Raw genomic sequence first — 20790 nt, 5'->3', positions numbered from 1 at the left:
GCGGGCAATTGGCAAGCTCAGCTGTAATAAAGAAATCAGATGCTGTCGTAAAGAAAAGAACCTTTCATCGGTCTCCATTCTATCAGGGATGGAAACGCTTCAAAAACCATAAGCTTGCGGTTATCGGTATGGTCTGGGTTGTCCTTTTTTTGATTGCCGGGATTATTGGACCTTATGTGGCCCCTTATGACTATCGCACCGGAGATTTTCTGGCGATTAACCAAGGCCCTTCATGGCAGCATATCTTTGGTACCGATAATGTCGGGCATGATATGTTCAGCCAAATTCTGTACAGTGTCCGCAGTGCGCTTATTATTGCCTTTGGAGCAACAGTAGTCAGCTTCGTGATTGGAATTATCCTGGGCCTGTGGGCAGGCTTGCGCGGCGGGATCGCAGATATGATTATTATGCGTGCTGTGGATTTCATGATGACGCTGCCGGGATTTCTTTTTGCCCTGATTCTGGTTATTCTGTTAGGACGAGGGTATACCTCGCTGATTCTTGCTATTGGTATTCCCGGCTGGGCGGGTTATGCCAGACTGATCCGCAGTCTCGTTCTGGGGATGCGGGATGGTGAAATGGTAGAAGCGGCAAGAGCCCTGGGGGCTTCCCAGGCACATATTGCCAGACGCTATATGTTGCCGAATGTTATTGGCAGCATGGGGGTTGCCCTTGCTTTCGGAATCCCCGGCGATCTCACACAGATTGCTGGACTGAGCATCTTTGGTATGGGGCTTCAGCCGCCAATCCCTTCGTTCGGGAATATGATTGCCCAAGCCAGTGACAATATTCTCGGCTTTCCGTGGCTGTTATATTTTCCGGCGGGCATCTTTGCCCTGACACTGCTGGCTTTTCTGTTTGTTGCAGACGGGCTTCAGGAAGCGTTCAGTCCGAAAGGGGGAAATTAACATGCAAGAACAACCGTTGCTCTCCATTGATAACCTTCATGTCAAATTCTCCAGAAGTGAGGATGAGGTTTTTGCCGTTAACGGTGTCAGCTTTGCGATAAATGCCAATGAATCATTGGGAATCGTCGGCGAGAGCGGCTCAGGCAAATCCGTCACCTTAATGTCTTCCATCGGACTGCTCCGTGAAAATGGGAAAATCACCTCGGGAACGGCTAATTTTCTGGGGAAGGATTTACTCAAATTACGGCCGAGACAGTTAGAAGATATCCGCGGGCGCGATATCGGCGTTGTGTTTCAGGACCCGATGACCAGCCTGAACCCGGTTATGCGCATAGGGGATCAGATTATGGAGGCTATGCTGACGCATCAATATGCAGGCCGCAGGGAAGCTTTTGAGCGGACGATTCAACTGCTCCACGAAATGGGTATTCCCGATCCGAAATCCAGATTCAAAAATTATCCGCATGAATTCTCCGGCGGGATGCGCCAGCGGATCATGATCGCCATCGCACTGGCCTGTGAACCTCAGCTCCTGATTGCCGATGAGCCGACTACAGCGCTTGACGTGACGGTTCAGATGCAGATTCTCGCACTGCTGCAGGACCTGCGCAGAAAACACGGGATGAGCGTAGTGATGGTAACGCATGACTTTGGCCTCGCCACCAATTTTTGCGACAAAATTATTGTGATGTACGGCGGGAAAATCATGGAGATGGCGACGACGGATCAGTTCATCCGCAAGGCGACACATCCGTATTCCATCGGGTTAAAACGCTCTATTATTGAGGTTGGCCATAAGGGGAAAGAGATTATTTCCATTCCGAAGTCGGCAAAGACGCTTACCGAGACTCCTGCCGGCTGCCCGTTTGCCGAACGCTGCACCTACAAAACGGAGCGGTGCCACCATGAGGTGCCTGAGCTCCGCACATTTGGCATAGATCATCAAATTGCCTGTCATCATGCCGAGGAGGTAGCTTCCTATGCCGTCTAGTCCACTTTTGCAGGTAGAGAATGTCTCCAAAACCTTTCGCGTACAAGGCAAGAAGCTGCATGCTATCGAGAATGTATCCTTTACCCTGGAAGCCGGAAAAACGCTGGGGCTTGTCGGGGAGAGCGGTTCGGGAAAATCAACACTGGGACGGATGGTCCTGCGTTTGCTGGAATCTGACAAGGGTAAAATTCTTTTTGAGGGAAATGACCTCTCCAGCATCAACAAGAAAAAGCTGCGTGAATTGCGCCGGAATATGCAGATTATATTTCAAGATCCCAAGGCGAGTCTCAATCCGAGGATGACTGTAGGGGAGGCCATCGAAGATGCAATGGCTATCCATAAAATAGGAACAAAGGGGAGCCGGCGGGAACGGGCGGTCGAACTGCTGGAGCGTGTCGGTCTGCCGGATGAGGTTCAGTATGCATATCCGCATGAATTGTCCGGCGGGCAGTTGCAGCGTGTCGGCATCGCCCGGGCGCTGTCGCTGAATCCGAAGCTGATTATTTGTGATGAACCCGTCTCGGCACTGGATGTGTCCATTCAGGTTCAGGTCATTCAGCTGCTGCGTGATTTACAGGAAGAGTTCAACCTTACGTATATTTTCATCTCGCATAATCTGGCGGTTGTTGAGTATTTGAGCGACGATATTGCTGTTCTTTATTTGGGAGAGGTCGTTGAGCAGGCTCCGGCAGATGAATTATTCAAGACACCAACCCATCCGTATACTCAGGTGCTGCTTAATTCGATTCTGAAAATCCCGGATAAGCCGGAAAATAAACAAGAGATGTTATCGATTCAAGGAGAGATCCCCTCACCGCTTAATCCTCCTGGCGGTTGCACCTTTCATCCTCGCTGTCCTTATGCTTTGGATACATGCAAGGTGGTAAAGCCGGAACAGAGGAAGGTAGCCGAAGGCCATTTTGCAACGTGCCACCTGGTTGAATAGGTAAATACAGTCTCAATACAGCAGCAGTCCTCCAGATCGTGGAGGACTGCTGCTTTTTGCTTCTAGCCCACTATATAAATGGAATTTGAAAATATACAATTAGGGAAAAGTGGCGGAAGAGAAGTTTGAGCCTTACGGAGCGATAGCGTCCGCCTTTATGTTTGGATTTCAACCGTGCTCAGCGATTAAATCAGGAAATCCAAACATAACAGCGGCCGGAAGTCCAAACATTCTCTGCAGTCACGTTCAATCCCATAATAGAATTTCTCGAGTTCAATTAAATCACCTCCCACAAGAGAATGGTATAATGGACAAGAGAATGAACACTGCAGGAGGAAAGAACAACAATGTCTAAAGAATATTCGCGCATGTATATTGAAAGTGTAAAGCAGGAGCTGCTAAGCCGGCTCGGCCTAAAGCAGGTGTATTTCAAGGGTCAGGCGGGTGACGATTTGCTCTATGAGGCATCCGGCTTTGACAGAGGGACGTCGCATAAATTTTGCGTCAGAACCAAAACAGGAACCGTCGATGAATCGGTTGCCGGGAAGTGGATGAAGGTCCGCGGCTTTACGATTAAGAGCAAGGAACTGAATTAACCTGAGGGATATCAGAGGAACTCTCCGAACAACTGGTTCAGAACTGCTGTATTAACACCAAGCTTACCCTGCCAGCCGGCCCATGGCATCTCCATATCGGAGCGTCCCCGGGTATTGTTCAAATGAAGCTCCCCATTCAAAATTTCTTCTGTATTCGTCCATTGAGCGGGAGTAAGCGTCAAGATTTGATTCGGCAGCACACCCAGCGCAGCAAGCGATTGCAGAATACCCCGGCGTGTACCCGCAGTACCTTTTATCAGCCGGGAGGAAGTCAGCCGTTTCTCAAATTGACCGGGTGTTTCGTCAGGTGGTGCTGAATCAAGGCTTTCGATAAGCTGTCTGAAAAGCTCAATATCTGCTGCTGCCGGTACAATAGGGCTGTGCTCCAGCAGCTCCGCGATCTCCGTTAAATCAGCGTATGCTCCTGTAGTGCTGCCATATACATTGCCTAAGTGGAGGGCATAACGGATGTAAGAGATATTCACCCACTGGTCTTTATGAAATCCGCAGGTTTTGCAGCAAATGAAGTGCTCTGCTTGAACATATTCATGTTCCTTCATCTGGAGCATCCTGTGATAGCTCATTAGTGGAGATATGCCTCTAGGAAAGCTTCCGCCAACACCTGCTATGAATGCTCCCGCTATCCCTGACCATGACAACCGCTCATCCGATTGAAGGGCCATCAGCATCCGGTTCCCTTCATCATGGGTGATCCATTCCAGTTCATTTGCTTCCCATCCATAATGCGTAAGTAGCCTGCGCTCTTCAAGGCTTAAGCTCTCCAACCGGTACAGACTGACACCGCGCTCTGCATCATACCCGGAATTGTCATAACGGTACAGCTTCTTTAATGCAGCCAGCGTTTTTTTGTCCATTAGCAATTCCTCCTGTGCCATACGGGATCTATTGACTACTAGAATAATGGAAGATTGGGTTTCTTACAAGAAAGGGGGCTATAGATGAACACTTTTAAGCTTGAGACGAACCGGTTAATCATTAGGGAATTCACGCTCGAAGATCTGGAAGAAGTGCATGCCTATGCGTCAGATCCGTTAGTGGCCAAATATATGATCTGGGGCCCGAACTCTGAAGCGGAGACAAGAGATTATCTTAAATTAACTATTGATATGCAAAAGCAATCTCCCCGCCGGGGGTTTGAATTCGCAGTGGTACTGAAAGCAACGAATCAGCTGCTGGGCGGATGCGGACTTCATCTTAGTGACCCGAAGCAGGGGGAGATCGGATATTGTTTTAATCCGCTGTTCTGGAAGCAGGGCTATACGAGTGAGGCAGCGGAAGCTCTGCTGAAGCTGGGTTTTCGTGAGTTTGGACTGCACCGGATTTACGCGACCTGCCGCCCGGACAATATCGGTTCTGCGAAAGTGATGCAAAAGATCGGTATGACTTACGAGGGCCATTTGCGTGAACATATGTGGCATAAGGGTGGATGGCATGACTCTTACCTGTATTCGATTCTTGAACATGAGTATAAGAGATGACATGGGCTACATAACACCCGATGAGCCTGGCTATTATACGTATACTTTATCGACGGTGTGGGATGTAAGAAATACAGCTGCATTCTACTTTGGTATTCAAATCAACTAATAAGGTATTGCGGCCGGTAATCAGGGTTATACCGTTTGAGTAGGAATGCATAACGGATTGAACCTTGGAAGACGTAGACATTAGAGAATGGATAGAGATAGTGGATTGGAATAAGTACAAGGAATAATAAGCCGTATTCTTTAAGGAGGAACTACATGGAAGTTTTTGCAGAGTATTTAGCCAAGATTGATCATCCGGAACATCTGGCCCGCATGGAAGAAGTGTTGGCTTGGGTCACAGATTCATTTCCCGGTCTGATGCCCAAAATTGCCTGGAATCAGCCCATGTTTACCGATCACGGCACGTATATTATTGGCTTTAGCGTAGCCAAACAGCATATAGCGGTTGCTCCTGAATTGGCAGGGATTAATCATTTCTCTAATAAAATTGTGCAGGCCGGCTATGATCACACGAAGCAGCTGGTACGCATCCGCTGGGAAAAACCGGTGGATTATTCCTTGCTGAAGGAAATGATCGAATTCAATATTCAGGATAAAGCAGACTGTTCAACGTTTTGGCGGAATTCCAAGTGAAGGCGGATACGCTATCAAGTGCTCTTTCCTTTCAGGTTTTAGAGCGATTTAGATCAATAGTATGTTAATATATTGTGCGTCTTTCACAAATATATATTAAAATTGTAAAAATAGTAAAATTATATCCTTTGCCAGATTCTTCTATGCTATTCTAGTTGCGACCGCCATTGGTCATATCCTAAGAATAGAGTGGAGGAATGTTAATGCTTCATAGCTTTCCGCGTCTGCGCAAAACCTGGACGAGTCTGGCCATTGCCGCTGTTCTGGCTGCGGCTTTAGGAATCCCGTCCCTGAAGGTCAATGCCGAAGGACCGTCCGATCCTGCTCCCAGTATCACTCCGGCTACAGCGAACGGCAAGAAGGTTCTATTCGATAATTCGCATGCCCAGACCGCGGGTGCAGCGGATTGGGTCATCGATGGCGCCTTTTCAGATTTTGCAGGCGGTTTAGCGGGTGCTGGCTATTATGTGAAGGAACTGCGTAAAAGCACTGCGATTACATTGGCGGATCTGTCCGGCTACGACGTGTTTGTGATTCCGGAAGCTAACATTCCTTATAAGACATCCGAGCAGGCGGCGCTGCTCAGCTATGTAAACGCCGGCGGGAGTATTTTCTTTATCAGCGATCATTACAATGCGGACCGGAATAAAAACCGTTGGGACGCCTCAGAGGTCTTTAACGGCTACCGGAGAGGTGCCTGGAGTAATCCTGCACTTGGCATGAGTACGGAGGAAGCTGCTTCGTCCGCCATGTCTGGTGTTGCCAGTTCGGATTGGCTGTCCACTAACTTTGGGGTGAGGTTCCGCTACAACGCACTCGGTGATGTCGTAGCCAACAACATTGTGGCCCCGGCCCAAGCCTTCAATATTACAAGCGGAGTATCCACAGTTGCCGTTCACGCCGGTTCAACGCTTGCTATTACCAATCCTGCCAAGGCGAAAGGGATCGTCTATGTGCCGACGACAGCTACGGCCTGGCCGAGCGCAGTGGATGCCGGGGTATATAACGGCGGCGGAGTTGCGGAAGGGCCGTTTGTCGCTGTGGCTAAGGTAAGTGCAGGCAAAGCAGCATTTATCGGAGATTCCTCGGCGGTAGAAGATGCTTCGCCTAAATACAAGAAGGAAGAGACAGGTGGTGCCAAAACCACATATGACGGCTATGAAGAAGAGGACGACGCCACCCTGCTGCTCAACATGGTCAACTGGCTAGCAACGAAGGAAAGCTATACCTCACTTTCTGCGGTACCCGGGCTTACCTTGGATACAGCCACTACGCTGTCCAGCTGGGAAATACCCGCGAACTCCACGCAGCCGGTGGCAGAGCCTTGGGCAACTCCGGCTTCCGGATACAAATGGTATGACCCTTCTACGTTTAAGAGCGGTTCTTATGGTGTAGCTGCACCATCAACCACCAACCCGGCTTATATATTTGAACATCAGGCGACACTTCCTAATCAATATGAATTCCAGGTGAATGTCATCCTGTCAGGTTTGACAGCCAACTCAACGACCTCCGGCTACAGCCTTGGCATCTACAACAGCTCGGGAACGCAGGTTGCGAAGATCAAGAACAGCGATGGTTCCTGGCCGTCTTCCTATGGCTACAGTTCGGCTTTCTCGCTTACGGCTGATTCTAGTGGTGTTGCCTCCAAAACATTAACCGTATCCATCAATCCGAACATCACCGGCGCGGCCAGTATGCGTCTTCGATTGAACAGTACGGCAAAATATACAGAGCCAGTGACGATTGCGAACGTACCGGTCGAGTAATTCTTGCTGTAAACCGAGAGCAGCCGGGTATTTCCCGGCTGTTTCTTGTGTTTGGGGAATCTAGCGCAATCGCCGGTAAAGTTATTACTGTGAGGAGCTGGTAATTATTTTAAACAAACAAGATTTTATGGATAATAGAAGTCCAAGTGTCTATATACATCTCCCGTTTAAGTCTAATTTTCAAATACAAGAATACATAGTTCTACGTGACGAAGTTTATTGTTATCTGCTCTCGATTGAAAAATCAGAAGTTAAATCTGAAATGGAAGGATATATATTACTGCAAGAGCGACTGAAATATTGCGAAGATGAGTTGTTATGGGAAGAGAAGTCTGTGATTCAAAATAGAATTGGGATACTAAATCAAATTCTTCATTACAGTATAGAGAATGGAGATTTTAGAGTAGTGAGCAGTGATGAAGCATCTCAAAGAATTAATCAATTGGATATAGAAATAAATTACAAAGATATTCTCATAAGCAATTCAAAGAATTTAGTTATCTACGATGACTGGAACCTTTATGAGCTATTTGGGGAAAATGAAAATGATTACTATCTTTTCATATGGTACACAACAGCCTAATATATAGGCTTACGTCTTTTGAATAGTAATTCCGCGTAAGGTTAATTACAAACAGCCACCCCTACTTCGACAATTGCGAAGCTGGAGTGGCTGTTTACATGAGCGTACTTGTATCCGTCTTATTCCAAGACTTCCCTATCCGGTAATTGCGACACATAACTATCTGAGAGCTGAAGGAGCTTCAGTGCACGGTCGAACTCATCCTCAGTGGAGAGAAGCGGCTTGTTGCCGTCACCAGACAGCGTGTAATGCTGGCCGTCCTCGTACCCGCTGCCGGATAAGAACAGCTCTTCGTTATTTACAAACGATCCGGTTGGCAGATAATAACGCTGAGGCAGCAGATTGTAGGCCGTCTGATTTAATAAATCCTGTCCAAAATGAATATGATTCTCCACAGACACACCCAGCAAATTCGCTACTGTCGGTAAAATATCCACCTGTCCGCCTAATTGATTCTGTACGCTTGGAGCCGGAACTCCGGCTGAGGAAATAATTAACGGAATATTAATCAGATCACGCTCGTTATATTCATGACCAAGTATTTCCTCGAGTAAAACGTTATCCTCTTCCTTCAGCGAGAAAATAGGCAGTCCGCGATGATCTCCGTACAGCACGATCAGGCTGTCGTCCCAGACTCCATTTTCCTTGAGCTCGGCAATAAACTGTCCCAGCGCGTAATCCGCGTAGTTCTGGGCACGAATATAATCACCCACAAAGGTACCTTCATATCGTTCCGGCAAGGTCATTTGATATTTGTTCTCCGGAATTGAGAAGGGGTTATGGGAAGACATTGAGATGACATGTGAATAAAAAGGTTCACTGCGTTCATTCATCCGGGCCAGCTCAGATGAGGTCTTCGAATAGAGGACTTCATCAGAAGAACCATAAAAAATGGTGTCGTCTTCACCGAAAAAGGCTTTGTCATAATAACGGTTAAAACCAAGTGCACGATAGAGCTCACCGCGGTTCCAGAAATCAACTTCGTTCGTATGGAAGGTGGCGGTGTCATAGCCTTGAGCCTGCAGCAGTTTCGGTAAGCTTGGCAGCTCTTTGGGAGCGTAAATTTCGGTTGCCGGACCATCCGGCGGAACATAAAAGGAAGTATTTACGATAAATTCCGCATCTGAGGTGTTGCCTTGACCAACCTGCTGGAAGAAGCGCGGGAAATAGATACTGCTGTCCGCCAGCTTATTCATGTTCGGTGTGATTTCGTGTCCGTCTATCGATAAATGAATTAAGAAGTTCTGAAAGGATTCCATCTGAATGATAATCAGATTCTTGCCTTTTGCGGCTCCGTACAGTATAGGACTAGTCTGGGCCTGAATACCTTTGGTCTGATCGATCACCGATTGAGTAATCTGGGCGCTGTCGATGACCTCTTCCTCCTGATCCGCAAGCAGGGCATAGGCCTCATAATTCAGAATCCCCATTTGCTCAGCTTGGACTGTCTCATTCATACTGGCTTTGTTGGGGAAGATATTCATCATGCAGATTACCAGGGAGATACAGAAGAGGACTGCGACTACCTTGCGGTTGCTCTGGCGCGACATGGCTTTTTTCCAGGCCAGCGCTTTCTTCCGGCTTAGCATAATGAGGCTGATAATAATGATATCCAGGAAAATCAGCATATACTGCGGATGAATGACGGCAAAAATACTCTTTTTGACCGCTCCCACCTGTTTCGCCTGACCGATCACCTGTGAAGTGGCGATTATCCCGAAGTGATTATGGTAGACTATCAGGGAAAAGAATAGAACAGTAATTAACAGATTAACGAGCATGTAGATAGCAATCTTCCGTTTTGTGGCGAACCACTCAATCAGACAAAATATGATAAGGACAAAGGGGAGTTCTTTGAACAATGTACTCCAGGTCGGCCCGTCTTCGAACAAGTAATACCAGGCGAAATAGCTTTTCGCAAGCATGATAATGGAGAAAAAGAGTATGGATCTTTTACTGAGTGTACGCGGTTCCTTCAATCGCATGGGTTATGCGCATCCTTTTCTATTTAATTAATTCATTCTATTACACCGGGGCTTTCAAAATCAACTACATTAGATTACCTGAAAATGATGAAAATTCATATGAAGTAAAGATGAACAATTAATGGACAAAAGATGCCAGCAGAGGAAACTGCTGAATTGAATGCAGACGCTTGAAAGGCCCATGTCAGTGACATGAGCCTAATCGATTCCTTAACGATATTTAACGTGCTTAAACGGTTATTGAACAGTTATGCTATCCACATAAATAGCAGATTGGCCGCTGCTGCCCGAAGAAGCCCGGAACTCGACTCCAATCTCTCTGACATCATTCAAGTTCGGAATGTTGCTGAGTGACAAGGTCAAAGTGGTGCCGCTGTTCGAATTGATCAGCGTAGTTCCGCTGTCGTACCAAGTCCAACCCGAACCGGTTTTCACATACAGAACGGCAGAGATACCATTACCGAAGCTGCCCCAGGCTGCATGTTTTACGGTTGCTTTGAGACTTGCTTTTCCCGAGAGATTTTGACTGGCGGCAATATACAGGCTGTGTTTGGAGTTGGAGGATAAGTTCACATCTGCTTTGAGAGAATATGTTCCGGCAGACTTCCATTCGCTGGTCGTCCATGGGCCGCCTGTAATATTGCTGCCAGCCCAGCTCACAGTTCCTGATTCGAAATCATACAAGGTAGAGGTATTTCCGGACCCAGGGTCTGTGTTTCCGCCTCCAAAAATCCCGGATAAGACGGATGTAGCCTTAATACCGTTGCTTCCGTTTATAACGGTATTGCCGAATGAGGTAAGTGAGCTGCCTGACCAATCATTTGCCATATCTAGATAGGACAGATCACTGCTGTTACCCTTCCATGACCAGGCCATCCAGCCAACGCCCTTTTCCTTGGAATAGCTCATGATGGTCTCTTCATCTACATCGCCATTAGTGTGCTGTCCGCCAAACTCACCAATAATTAATGCCAGATTCTTATTCAGCACACTGTCAATATTTGATTTGACAGTGCTCGCATTACCGCCGGCATATTCATACATGTGGATAGAAAACATTGTGTTTTTTAACGGATCTGCATTTAGCACCTCAGTTCCGTAATTGACAATAGAAGACGGATATTGCCCCCAGCCTGCCGAATCGACTATCAGTGTATGATTCAGACCGGCGCTGCGAAGTTTCGGGATTGCCTGCTTATAGCCATTAGCCCAATTTGCCCCATCCCATGTGCCATACCACTCGTTGGCGATATTGATGATCACGCTGTCTTCCTTGCCGATAAGCGCATTTTTGATGCCTATCCAGTAATTTACGGCAGTGTTCAAATCTGTGAGACTGTCGCTTCCTGTGGCATCATGCACCTCTAGAACGGCGATCAGCTTGTTTTGCTTACAGAGGCTGAGAATACTATTAACGGCATTCATATCGTCAAGGGACCATTTAGAACCGTTTGATAATACAATTCGGACCGTATTAGCACCCGTTTTAGCAATTGCAGGAATCACGGTTGAGAGCTGATCCTTATACCATGTATGCGCGTGATTGACTCCGCGCATAACAAAAGGTTGTCCGGTAGAATCCATCAATTTGGTTCCGCTTACATAAAATCCGCTGGCAGCATGCGCATTTTTAGGAGCCTGTCCAATTAAGGAGAATACCAGAAGGAATACCGCTATTGCTCTTGACCACTTGCGTAAAATCACCAAAAAACCACCCCGGGAATTGTATTTATGTAGACCCTCATGGATTGTAGACAATGCCTAGCGGTTCACCTCCAGAATTTTTATTGAATGAGGGTGACATACTTGGTTACGCTTTCAAATGTTTGATTGGTTCTAATGGATGGTTATATATTAGCATTTTGTTATTTAAATTATGTATAATTATTTTATGCATTTTACCTAAAAAAGGTACTTATTATCTTTTTTTGTGTGTGGGAAGATAGATATCAGCTAAATAAATGAAAAAATTCAAAATGTATTACTAAAAATCTATTTTAGTTATTATAAAGTTATTAATTCATGCGAATGAAGAACCGGAAGAGTCAGCTGGATGTGAGATGAAGGACTTGTTGATATGGAGTCCAGTATACAAAATGATACTATCTCACATTAATGTGCGTTCTTAACGGAAGTGCATGTATAAACTATACTTACTGTACTAACTAATTTTAAGTACATTACAGTTATGATAAGGAGATGCGAACCCATGACCAAAGAAACAATGAAAGCAGTAGGCTTAATCAAATACTTGCCAATCGATGATGCGGAGAGCCTGATTGATGTGGAGCTGGAGAAGCCGGTCCCAACAGGCAAAGACATTCTGGTAAAGGTTAAAGCGATTTCTGTAAATCCGGTAGATGTCAAAGTGCGCTCCCCAAAAAGCCGGGTAGAGGAAGCTCCCAGAGTGCTCGGATGGGACGTTGCAGGTGTGGTAGAACAGGTCGGAGAGGATTGCACATTATTCCGTCCTGGTGACGAGGTCTACTATGCAGGCAGCATTAAGCGTGCGGGTGGAAACAGTGAGTATCATCTGGTGGATGAGCGGATCGTCGGTTCGAAACCGGCGACACTGACTTATGCAGAGGCTGCTGCTCTTCCATTAACGTCCATCACGGCGTGGGAAGGGTTGTTTGACCGGCTGGGGATTTCCACAGGCAAGGCTGATAATGCCGGCAAAACGCTTCTGATCATCGGAGCAGCAGGCGGTGTCGGTTCAATCGCCATTCAGCTTGCCAAACATGCAGGACTGACCGTTATCGGTACAGCTTCCCGTCCGGAATCAGCACAATGGGCGAAGGGATTGGGAGCGGATCATGTGATCAATCATTTTGAGGAGTTTCTGCCACAGCTGCAGGCCGCCGGATTTGCTCAGGTGGATTATATTTTTTGCCTGAACAGTACGGAGAAGCACTGGAAGAGCATGGCCGCGGTTATCGCACCGCAAGGGAAAATCTGCTCGATTGTCGAGACGGATGAACTGCTGAATCTGACCCTGCTCAAGGACAAAAGCGTCACGTTTGTCTGGGAGCTCATGTTCACCCGTTCCATGTTCGGGACTCCGGATATGATTGAGCAGCATAAGCTGCTGAATGAGGTGGCCCGGCTCGTTGACGAAGGCGTAATTCGCACGACTACAACCGACAAGCTGGAACCGATCAATGCCGCGAACCTGCGTAAGGCACATGCCATGCTGGAATCGGGCCGTACCGTTGGCAAAGTAGTACTGGAACGCTTCGAATAAAACATTAGGATAGAGTACTGAGAGGGGGAGTACAGGTGAGAAAGAACGTAGACGCCATGATCATCGGATTCGGCAAAGGGGGGAAGACGCTGGCGCCCTTTTTGGCGAGTCAGGGGCTTAAAGTAGCTGTAGTAGAAAAGTCCCCGGTTATGTATGGAGGCACGTGCATTAACATCGGCTGTATCCCAACCAAAGTGCTGGCGCATCAGGCGCAGCTGGTTTCCGAGCTCAAGGTTGCCGATTCTGAGGTGCGGAGCCGGATGTATGAACAAGCGATCCGGGAGAAGGACGAGCTGGTCACCTTCCTGAGAGCCAAAAACTTCGATAATGTCAGCAACCAGCCGGGTGCCGAGGTGATCACAGGTACAGCTTCCTTTCTCTCCCCGCATGAAGTCCGCGTAGAGACAGAGGATGGCAGCATAGTCCTGGAAGCTGAGCGGATCTTTGTGAATACAGGAGCCAAGCCATTTATCCCGGACATACCGGGAATCCAAAGTGAAAAGGTCTATACGAGCACGGAAATGCTGGATTTAGCCTCGCTGCCGCGGCGGCTGGCTGTCCTTGGCGGCGGTCCGATCGGGCTGGAATTTGCTTCGATCTACGCCAGCTTTGGTACCGCAGTGACGCTGATTGAGCAGGGCGGAAATTTTCTGCCTAAGGCAGACCGGGATGTTGCTGAGGCGGTACAACAGATCTTGGAGAACAAAGGGGTTCAGATTCGTCTGCAAACTATAGTGGAACGGATTACAGACGAAGCTGGGACGGTTAAGCTGTCCCTGTTGTCTCCGGGTTCTGCGGAAGAACTGGAAGCCGATGTTATATTGGTGGCGACCGGCAGACAGCCGAACACAGAGGGCCTGAATGTAGAAGCTGCGGGTATCGAGCTTAACGGGCGCGGATTCATAAAAGTGGATGAGACGCTCAGAACCAATGTCCCGAATATTTGGGCACTTGGGGATGTGAACGGCGGACCACAGTTTACCTATGTGTCGCTGGACGATTACCGCATCGTGAAGGATCAGCTGTATGGCCGGAAGCTGCGCTCGACGAAAGACCGCAAATTCATTCCGTCATCGATTTTCATCGACCCGCCGCTGTCCCATGTCGGACTTACCGAGGCGGAAGCTAAGGAACAAGGCTATAAGGTTAAGGTAGGGAAATGGGCAGCTGCTGCCATCCCAAGAGCCCGTCAGCTGAAAAATACGGATGGATTCCTGAAGGCTATCGTAGATGCAGATACTGATCTTCTGCTGGGGTTCACCATGTTTGCAGCCGAATCGAGCGAGGTTATCAACATCGTATCGGTCTTCATGAACTCCGGCCAGCCATACACGGTGCTGAGGGATACGATCTTCACACATCCGACCATGGCAGAAGCGCTGAATGATGTGTTGTCACAAATTTGACTGTGATTTGATTAGAGAACTGCCGGGAAATTTCCGGCAGTTTTTGTGTGCTTTTTTCGTAAGGCAATAGCCTGGTCTGCAGCTGAAAGAAAAAACATCATTTCTTTTGTAATCTGTATGGAGTTGCGGAGCCAAAACCTTTATAATATGACGAGTATACTTTGTAAAGGAAAAGGTGTTAAATTCATGAGCATATTAAATGTAGAGAAGCTGAGTCACGGCTTTGGTGACCGTGCTATTTTCACTGATGTATCTTTCCGCCTGCTGAAGGGTGAACATATTGGTCTGATCGGTGCTAACGGTGAAGGGAAGTCTACCTTCATGAATATCATCACGTCCAAGCTTCAGCCGGATGAAGGTAAAATTGAATGGGCCAAACGTATGCGGGTAGGTTATCTCGACCAGCATGCTGTGCTGACTAAGGGACAGTCGATCCGGGATGTGCTCCGCGGGGCATTCCAGTATCTGTTCGATATGGAACAAGAGATGAATGATATGTACGGCAGAATGGGCGATGTCACTCCGGAGGAGCTGGAGCAGCTGCTGGAGGATGTCGGTACGATTCAGGACACACTGACGAACCAGGATTTCTACATGATCGACGCCAAAATCGATGAAACCGCCCGCGGGTTGGGACTCACGGACATCGGCCTGGATAAGGATGTTCATGATCTCAGCGGCGGACAGCGGACAAAGGTACTATTGGCTAAGCTTTTGCTGGAGAAACCCGACATTCTGCTGCTGGATGAGCCTACGAACTATCTGGATGAACAGCACATCGTCTGGCTGAAGCGCTATCTGCAGGAATATGAGAATGCTTTTATCCTGATCTCGCACGACATTCCGTTCCTTAACAGTGTCATCAATCTGATCTATCACATGGAGAATCAGTCCCTGTCGCGTTATGTGGGCGATTACGAATATTTCCAGCAGGTGTATGAGGCGAAGAAGTCGCAGCTTGAATCTGCTTTTAAACGCCAGCAGCAGGAAATTTCGGATCTGAAGGATTTCGTGGCCCGTAACAAAGCCAGCGTGGCAACGCGCAATATGGCGATGTCCCGTCAGAAGAAGCTGGACAAGATGGAAGTGATCGAGCTCGCCAAGGAAAAACCGAAGCCGCAGTTTAACTTCAAGCCTGCACGTACCTCCGGTAAGGTGGTATTTGAGACCAAAGACCTTGTCATCGGCTATGACTCTCCATTGTCCAGACCCCTGGATCTGAGTATGGAACGCGGACAAAAGATCGCTCTAGTCGGTGCGAACGGTATCGGTAAAACCACACTGCTCCGCAGCATTCTCGGACAGATTCCGGCAATTTCCGGTTCAGCCAGACTCGGCGACCTGCTGGAAATCGGCTATTTCGAGCAGGAAATTAAGGATGCCAATTACAATACCTGTATCGAAGAGATCTGGAGTGAGTTCCCGTCCTTCACGCAGTTTGAAATCCGCGCAGCGCTTGCCAAATGCGGTCTGACGACGAAGCATATCGAGAGCAAGATCGCAGTGTTAAGCGGTGGCGAAAAAGCTAAAGTCCGCCTCTGCAAGCTGATCAACCGCGAGACGAATCTGCTCGTACTGGATGAGCCGACGAACCACCTTGATGTAGACGCCAAAGAAGAGCTGCAGCGTGCCCTCAAAGCATATAAGGGCAGCATTCTGCTGATCTCCCATGAACCTGAATTTTACCGTGATATCGTAACTGATACGTGGAACTGCGAATCGTGGACAACGAAAGTATTCTAAACTGTCATCACCGGGCTGCCTCTATGAGGCAGCCTTTTTTTATATTTTGCGGGCGACAAATTGATGGTTCACCAGATCCAATGTGTATACCCTTGGCCCCAGTTCCGGATCGCCCCCCGCGCCAACCGGAGAGAATACGACCAACTGTTCATTATCGTTGACTGGTGCCGGCTGCAGTTCGGCGTAGACAAGCGTATCTTGTACGATACCGTTCTGTACGAAGGATAGCGGAATTGCCTCTCCGCTCCTTTTGTCAATAGCAAAGGCATACCCGACCAGTCCATGTCCGGACTTATACTGGGGAGTTAGCAGGTACATTTCTGCCTCCTTAAAGCTTACCCTTGCAAAATCCAAAATACGGTCTGTCGGCTGCACGAATAAAAAAGCAGGCAGTTTCAATAGTTCCTGATCTTGGTTTCCTTTCCGGTACACGATGGAGTAATCCGCCTGATAAGTCTGCTCACCTTCCAAACCGTAATTGCTGGATACATTCAGATGTCCCCGCTCTTCAGGACCGCTGGAGATCATCAGCAGCTCGCCTTGCCCCGCTGCTGTTCTCGCCCGAATGGTCTGAGCACCATTAACAGAATCTAAAATTACAGAACTGGCCAGACCCTCCAGTGGAAATTGGCTGGTGATACCTTCTGTATGTGCTGGAATCTTTGCCTGGTCCGTCGCGGCAGATGAAGCAGAAGGAGTTGAAGTTGGTGAAGTAGACGGAGCTGCTTCAAAAGTTGCAGTAACAGAGTTGGGTGCTTTTTGACTGCTGCAGCCTAGCAGCAAGCTCAGCGCAAGAATCGCGCCCGCTGCCTGTATTGTAGTTCGGATTGAACTCAACCCTTTCTGGGTAATTTGCATATCCCCCCAATTATACCAGCAGTGCAAAAGGAAGGCTGGAAATGATATCATATTTGTGAAACAGGATTCAGAGCGATGAATATTTTACAACCAAAGGCGGGGCTTGCATGGATAGCATTATTTTTGATTTGGATGGAACCCTCTGGGATTCTACGGAAGTAGTAGTGGTGGGCTGGAATTCCGTATTAAGTAGTTACACAGAGATCGGCAATGAAATCACTAAGGATGATTTAAAAGGAATTATGGGCCTCCAAGTTGCAGAGGTTGGCAGAAAACTGTTCCCTGGCTTAGAGGAGCACATCCAAGAAAAGATTTTGAGTGAATGTTGTGCAATGGAGTGCCAGTATCTTGCCGAGCAAGGCGGAATGTTATATGAAGAGCTGGAGGCCGTGCTCCAGGCATTATCCTCAAAATATAAGCTGTTCATCGTAAGCAATTGCCAGGCAGGATATATTGAAGCTTTTTATAAGTATCATAAATTGGATAAGTATTTCACTGATTTTGAGAATCCGGGTAGAACCGGGCTTTCCAAGGGGGAGAATATTAAGCTGATTATACAAAGAAACAACTTAGCGAACCCGGTTTATGTGGGAGATACGGAAGGGGATCAGAAGGCGGCTGCGTTTGCCGGAATTCCTTTCGTCTTTGCAAGCTATGGATTCGGGACGGTCAGCCGGCCGGATTATACGATTAATCGTTTAAAAGATCTGGTAGAGTTGTTTAACTAACCCCGGAGCGAGTTGAAACCATGAAATCAAAAATCGGAATTGTTAAATTTGGCGGATTTGCCTTTATTCTTTCGGGAATTCTCTTCCTGGGTGTGTCTCTGTTTCTTCTCCCGGTGCCTCGCCCCCCGCTGCCGGATCCGGAACTGATGAACTGGCTGAAGGAGTGGAAGTTCAATATCTCGATGGCGGACGAGCTGCTGTTTTTTGCCGCATTATTGATTATCCCTTCCATTGTTGGATTGTACAGAATTTTGGTGCAGGTGAATAAGATCCAGGCTCTGCTGGGATGCGGTCTGCTGGCAGTAACGGTCCCGGTCTACATCATTCTCGACAGCATCCTGGGACGGCTGGTCTATCCCGTCTATGATATTGAGCTTTCACCGGACATCTATAAGCTGGTTCTCAGCATCTACTATGGAGGCATGCACACAGTAGCGATCATATTGTGCATTGCAACTATCATTTTGAGTCTTGTTATTAGAAAAAGTGTACTCGGCAAGTCTGTGGCTATTGTCGGATTTGTGGTCGCGTTATTAGACCTTATCGGAGCTTTTCCGTGGCTGACCGGAAGTGCAGTGTTTTTTGTATGTCAGGCTGCTTCCGTGTTGTGGTATGTATTTGTTGGTGTGAGGATGATAGGCAAAGCGGGCGTAGTAGAAGGAAGCCGAGAAATATAGAGCTAGCCGTGCAGTTGGAATACACTGCTGAGGTGTATTTTACTATTAGTCAAATTGAGTAGAATAATCCAGGAGGTCGAGAGCATGATCAAACTATTCGAATACAACTGGCAAGTCCGTAATGACTGGTTCGACTGGTGTCAAACGGTGAGCCGGGAAGAGCTGATGAAACACCGCATAGGTGGTATAGGATACATTCTCCCCACACTCTATCATATAGTAGCTGTCGAATATGGCTGGATCTGCGGTGGAATTCAAGAGAGACATATTAATATCCCTCCGTTCGAAGAGGTCGCCAGTCTGCAGCAAATCAAGGATTTCTCTGCCCGCTGCCACACGGAAGTAGCTCCATTTGTCTATGCGTGGGACGACAGCCTTGAAGACCGCATTATGATGGATATCTTGGATGATGGAACACAGGAAGCCCATCCTTATGGTGAAGTCCTGCGGCATGTGATCGCTCACGAGATCCACCACATCGGGCAATTGTCTGTCTGGTCACGGGAAATAGGGAAAGAGCCGGTTACTGCAAACTTGGTTGGCAGAGGGCTTTTCAGGAATTAATATTAGTTAATATGGTGTGTAAGGGCCATCCTGTAAGGGTGGCCTTTGTTTATAAGAAGATATAGCAAATAAATAAGGCAATTGAAATTCCGCACCGGACGGCAACGTGTAAAGGGCGGATACGACCCTGCAGCACATAGCCGTTACCAAGGGCGCTGCCCAGTAACCCGATGAGTCCAAGTAACAGAAAAAGCGGATGAAACGGTGTGCACAGCAGCGAAAATGAACCAAGCAGGTTGGCAGCTGTAAGCGTAAGGCCCAGGTTACGGCGGTTGACGATTGCGGCGGCTCCCATGATCAGTGCATACAGGACAATTAGAAAATAGATCATCTTGTTCCTCCTTGTTTTTAGGATATAATACGAGTTAAACATATGGGGTTAACCCCATGGCAAGGGGGCAGGCGGGTGCAGATTGGAGCCTTTGTCAGAGAGATGGAAACGACAGCGGATACGGTACGTTACTATATGGAGCTGGCTTTACTCAAGCCGGAGCTTGAGCGGGGCCGCTACTGCTTTGGCGAGAAGGAGATCCGGGATTTCCAGGCGATCGTACAACTGAAGCAGTGGGGTTTTGCGGTGAAGGATATTCAAAAGCTGTTCGATTATAAGCTGAGATCGGGCTGCGGGACGGATGGGGTGCTTGTCTTTGCCCGTGATATGCTGCAGGAACGGGTGCAGGCAATAGACGAGGCAATGGCCGGGCTTGGCAGGCAGCGGGACGGGGTTTTGGAGAATCTGGCCGAGGTGGAGCAGGCGCTGAAGAGGATGCGAGAGGCGGGTCCGGGCACGTTGAATGATTGATATATTATTTAGGAGGGGTAGCTCTGACGCTTTTAACCAAAGTAGGAATAGATGCCGGAGGCACACTTATTAAAATTGCTTATCTGAATCACGGGAAGGTTGAGCTGGTCAAGTTCCCGTCCAGTCAAATGTCTTTTACCGTCACTTGGCTGCTAAAAAAATTCCCCTCTGCCAGGTTTTGTGTGACCGGAGGTAAAAGTGACGTACTTCAGAGACTCTTACAGCAGAGCGTCTTGAAAATGGCCGAGTTCGAAGCCACCTGCAAGGGAGTTCTTTATTTACTGAGGGAAACAGAAGACATGCCTCAGGAATTTGTATTGACTAACGTTGGAACTGGAACTTCCGTTCATATCGTAAAGCCAGACGGCCATTTTCGGATCGGCGGTACTGGTGTCGGAGGCGGGACCCTGCTTGGTTTATCCAGACTGCTGACAGATGTCAGTGATTATGACGATATTGTCCAGCTAGCGCCGCAAGGAGTACGGGACAGAGTGGACTTGAAGGTCAGTCATATATATGAAGGCTCCGAGCCGCCTATTTCCGGCGATTTGACAGCCAGTAATTTCGGCAACATCACCGGAACTTCATCCGGCATCGAAACACCTGACTACCTGGCCTCCGTAATCGGATTGGTCGGAGAAACGGTCACTACAGTGAGTGTACACGCTGCTATGCAGCATGGGTTATCGACGATTGTATATATTGGTTCATCTTTTATAGGGAATGATGCGCTTGCCAAGGTTGTTGCTGACTACACGTTGTTACGCGGGGCACACCCATTAATTTTGAAGAATGGGGAGTACAGTGGTGCAATTGGGGCGCTATTATCGATAGAGTAAGTTGGGCGGA

Annotated in this window: 21 protein-coding genes; 16 read left to right on the top strand and 5 right to left on the bottom strand. The window is 47.9% G+C overall.

Features of this window, described 5'->3' with window-relative positions; all coding sequences use genetic code 11:
- Positions 1–8 precede the first annotated feature (8 nt).
- The 4 genes from QU597_RS17620 (at position 9) to QU597_RS17605 (ending at position 3441) form a co-directional block, all read left to right on the top strand.
- Entirely contained in the window at positions 9–908 is a 900-nt protein-coding gene (locus tag QU597_RS17620) for an ABC transporter permease (RefSeq protein ID WP_310829166.1), read from the top strand.
- A gap of 1 nt (position 909) precedes the next feature.
- Entirely contained in the window at positions 910–1899 is a 990-nt protein-coding gene (locus QU597_RS17615; protein ID WP_310829165.1) for an ABC transporter ATP-binding protein, read from the top strand.
- Positions 1889–2845 carry an ABC transporter ATP-binding protein gene (locus QU597_RS17610; RefSeq protein WP_310829164.1) on the top strand — a complete coding sequence of 319 codons (957 nt, stop codon included), beginning with the start codon at positions 1889–1891 and terminating at the stop codon, positions 2843–2845. The genes QU597_RS17615 and QU597_RS17610 overlap by 11 nt, the downstream gene beginning before the upstream one ends.
- Before the next feature lie 347 nt (positions 2846–3192).
- Entirely contained in the window at positions 3193–3441 is a 249-nt protein-coding gene (locus QU597_RS17605; RefSeq protein ID WP_054941180.1) for a hypothetical protein, read from the top strand.
- Positions 3442–3452: 11 nt separating this feature from the next.
- Here the strand turns inward: QU597_RS17605 and QU597_RS17600 are convergent, their stop codons facing one another.
- On the bottom strand, positions 3453–4316 hold the full coding sequence (locus QU597_RS17600; protein WP_310829163.1) for a hypothetical protein: 864 nt from the start codon (positions 4314–4316) through the stop codon (positions 3453–3455).
- Positions 4317–4400: 84 nt separating this feature from the next.
- Here QU597_RS17600 and QU597_RS17595 point away from each other — a divergent pair, with 84 nt between their 5' ends.
- From QU597_RS17595 to QU597_RS17580, 4 genes are all read left to right on the top strand, one after another.
- Positions 4401–4940, top strand: coding sequence for a GNAT family N-acetyltransferase (locus QU597_RS17595; protein WP_310829162.1), 540 nt, complete (start codon positions 4401–4403; stop codon positions 4938–4940).
- Between the two features lie 264 nt (positions 4941–5204).
- Positions 5205–5582 (top strand): iron chaperone, encoded by a 378-nt coding sequence (locus tag QU597_RS17590; RefSeq protein ID WP_310829161.1) that lies wholly within the window; start codon positions 5205–5207, stop codon positions 5580–5582.
- Positions 5583–5785: 203 nt separating this feature from the next.
- The gene (locus tag QU597_RS17585) at positions 5786–7351 is read left to right on the top strand and encodes a DNA-binding protein (RefSeq protein WP_310829160.1); all 1566 of its coding nucleotides are present in this window, start codon (positions 5786–5788) and stop codon (positions 7349–7351) included.
- 262 nt (positions 7352–7613) lie between these two features.
- Positions 7614–7934, top strand: a complete 321-nt coding sequence (locus QU597_RS17580) for a hypothetical protein (RefSeq protein WP_310829159.1) — start codon at positions 7614–7616, stop codon at positions 7932–7934.
- 119 nt (positions 7935–8053) lie between these two features.
- Here the strand turns inward: QU597_RS17580 and QU597_RS17575 are convergent, their stop codons facing one another.
- Both QU597_RS17575 and QU597_RS17570 read right to left on the bottom strand, forming a co-directional pair.
- A complete protein-coding gene (locus tag QU597_RS17575) occupies positions 8054–9919 on the bottom strand; it encodes an LTA synthase family protein (RefSeq protein WP_310829158.1) in 1866 nt (621 codons plus the stop codon).
- Between the two features lie 237 nt (positions 9920–10156).
- Entirely contained in the window at positions 10157–11623 is a 1467-nt protein-coding gene (locus QU597_RS17570; protein ID WP_310829157.1) for a glycoside hydrolase family 5 protein, read from the bottom strand.
- Positions 11624–12128: 505 nt separating this feature from the next.
- On the opposite strand from QU597_RS17570, the gene QU597_RS17565 reads away from it, so the two are divergent.
- The 3 genes from QU597_RS17565 (at position 12129) to QU597_RS17555 (ending at position 16312) form a co-directional block, all read left to right on the top strand.
- Positions 12129–13163 carry a zinc-binding alcohol dehydrogenase family protein gene (locus QU597_RS17565; RefSeq protein ID WP_310829156.1) on the top strand — a complete coding sequence of 345 codons (1035 nt, stop codon included), beginning with the start codon at positions 12129–12131 and terminating at the stop codon, positions 13161–13163.
- Between the two features lie 35 nt (positions 13164–13198).
- Positions 13199–14569: an FAD-dependent oxidoreductase gene (locus tag QU597_RS17560; RefSeq protein WP_310829155.1), complete on the top strand. Its 1371-nt coding sequence runs from the start codon at positions 13199–13201 to the stop codon at positions 14567–14569.
- Positions 14570–14755: 186 nt separating this feature from the next.
- Entirely contained in the window at positions 14756–16312 is a 1557-nt protein-coding gene (locus QU597_RS17555; protein ID WP_054941172.1) for an ABC-F family ATP-binding cassette domain-containing protein, read from the top strand.
- Positions 16313–16351: 39 nt separating this feature from the next.
- On the opposite strand, the gene QU597_RS17550 is transcribed toward QU597_RS17555, so the two are convergent.
- Positions 16352–17170 (bottom strand): hypothetical protein, encoded by an 819-nt coding sequence (locus QU597_RS17550; protein WP_310829154.1) that lies wholly within the window; start codon positions 17168–17170, stop codon positions 16352–16354.
- 107 nt (positions 17171–17277) lie between these two features.
- Here QU597_RS17550 and QU597_RS17545 point away from each other — a divergent pair, with 107 nt between their 5' ends.
- From QU597_RS17545 to QU597_RS17535, 3 genes are all read left to right on the top strand, one after another.
- Positions 17278–17898 (top strand): HAD family hydrolase, encoded by a 621-nt coding sequence (locus tag QU597_RS17545; RefSeq protein ID WP_310829153.1) that lies wholly within the window; start codon positions 17278–17280, stop codon positions 17896–17898.
- A 20-nt stretch (positions 17899–17918) separates the two neighbouring features.
- Positions 17919–18575: a hypothetical protein gene (locus QU597_RS17540; RefSeq protein ID WP_310829152.1), complete on the top strand. Its 657-nt coding sequence runs from the start codon at positions 17919–17921 to the stop codon at positions 18573–18575.
- Between the two features lie 84 nt (positions 18576–18659).
- Complete coding sequence (locus QU597_RS17535) at positions 18660–19139, top strand: DinB family protein (protein WP_310829151.1); 480 nt, start codon at positions 18660–18662, stop codon at positions 19137–19139.
- Between the two features lie 49 nt (positions 19140–19188).
- On the opposite strand, the gene QU597_RS17530 is transcribed toward QU597_RS17535, so the two are convergent.
- Positions 19189–19470: a hypothetical protein gene (locus QU597_RS17530; RefSeq protein ID WP_310829150.1), complete on the bottom strand. Its 282-nt coding sequence runs from the start codon at positions 19468–19470 to the stop codon at positions 19189–19191.
- 75 nt (positions 19471–19545) lie between these two features.
- On the opposite strand from QU597_RS17530, the gene QU597_RS17525 reads away from it, so the two are divergent.
- Positions 19546–19941 carry a MerR family transcriptional regulator gene (locus QU597_RS17525; protein WP_310829149.1) on the top strand — a complete coding sequence of 132 codons (396 nt, stop codon included), beginning with the start codon at positions 19546–19548 and terminating at the stop codon, positions 19939–19941.
- Entirely contained in the window at positions 19938–20780 is an 843-nt protein-coding gene (coaW, locus tag QU597_RS17520; RefSeq protein ID WP_310829148.1) for a type II pantothenate kinase, read from the top strand. The genes QU597_RS17525 and coaW overlap by 4 nt, the downstream gene beginning before the upstream one ends.
- The last annotated feature ends 10 nt before the right edge of the window (positions 20781–20790 follow it).

The sequence above is a fragment of the Paenibacillus pedocola genome (assembly GCF_031599675.1).
Taxonomy (GTDB): domain Bacteria; phylum Bacillota; class Bacilli; order Paenibacillales; family Paenibacillaceae; genus Paenibacillus_AQ; species Paenibacillus_AQ pedocola.
The sequence above is the reverse complement of the archived record's forward strand: the minus strand, read 5'-3'. Positions and strand labels throughout refer to the sequence as shown.

Bases quoted from the DNA above. Each gene is read 5' to 3' on its own strand.
- QU597_RS17530 (WP_310829150.1), bottom strand. From the start codon at position 19,470: ATGATCTATTTTCTAATTGTCCTGTATGCACTGATCATGGGAGCCGCC.
- QU597_RS17540 (WP_310829152.1), top strand. From the start codon at position 17,919: ATGAAATCAAAAATCGGAATTGTTAAATTTGGCGGATTTGCCTTTATT.
- QU597_RS17545 (WP_310829153.1), top strand. From the start codon at position 17,278: ATGGATAGCATTATTTTTGATTTGGATGGAACCCTCTGGGATTCTACG.
- QU597_RS17585 (WP_310829160.1), top strand. From the start codon at position 5,786: ATGCTTCATAGCTTTCCGCGTCTGCGCAAAACCTGGACGAGTCTGGCC.
- QU597_RS17535 (WP_310829151.1), top strand. From the start codon at position 18,660: ATGATCAAACTATTCGAATACAACTGGCAAGTCCGTAATGACTGGTTC.
- QU597_RS17600 (WP_310829163.1), bottom strand. From the start codon at position 4,316: ATGGACAAAAAAACGCTGGCTGCATTAAAGAAGCTGTACCGTTATGAC.
- QU597_RS17580 (WP_310829159.1), top strand. From the start codon at position 7,614: ATGGAAGGATATATATTACTGCAAGAGCGACTGAAATATTGCGAAGAT.
- QU597_RS17555 (WP_054941172.1), top strand. From the start codon at position 14,756: ATGAGCATATTAAATGTAGAGAAGCTGAGTCACGGCTTTGGTGACCGT.
- QU597_RS17550 (WP_310829154.1), bottom strand. From the start codon at position 17,170: ATGCAAATTACCCAGAAAGGGTTGAGTTCAATCCGAACTACAATACAG.
- QU597_RS17605 (WP_054941180.1), top strand. From the start codon at position 3,193: ATGTCTAAAGAATATTCGCGCATGTATATTGAAAGTGTAAAGCAGGAG.
- QU597_RS17610 (WP_310829164.1), top strand. From the start codon at position 1,889: ATGCCGTCTAGTCCACTTTTGCAGGTAGAGAATGTCTCCAAAACCTTT.
- QU597_RS17595 (WP_310829162.1), top strand. From the start codon at position 4,401: ATGAACACTTTTAAGCTTGAGACGAACCGGTTAATCATTAGGGAATTC.
- QU597_RS17575 (WP_310829158.1), bottom strand. From the start codon at position 9,919: ATGCGATTGAAGGAACCGCGTACACTCAGTAAAAGATCCATACTCTTT.
- QU597_RS17615 (WP_310829165.1), top strand. From the start codon at position 910: ATGCAAGAACAACCGTTGCTCTCCATTGATAACCTTCATGTCAAATTC.
- QU597_RS17565 (WP_310829156.1), top strand. From the start codon at position 12,129: ATGACCAAAGAAACAATGAAAGCAGTAGGCTTAATCAAATACTTGCCA.
- QU597_RS17590 (WP_310829161.1), top strand. From the start codon at position 5,205: ATGGAAGTTTTTGCAGAGTATTTAGCCAAGATTGATCATCCGGAACAT.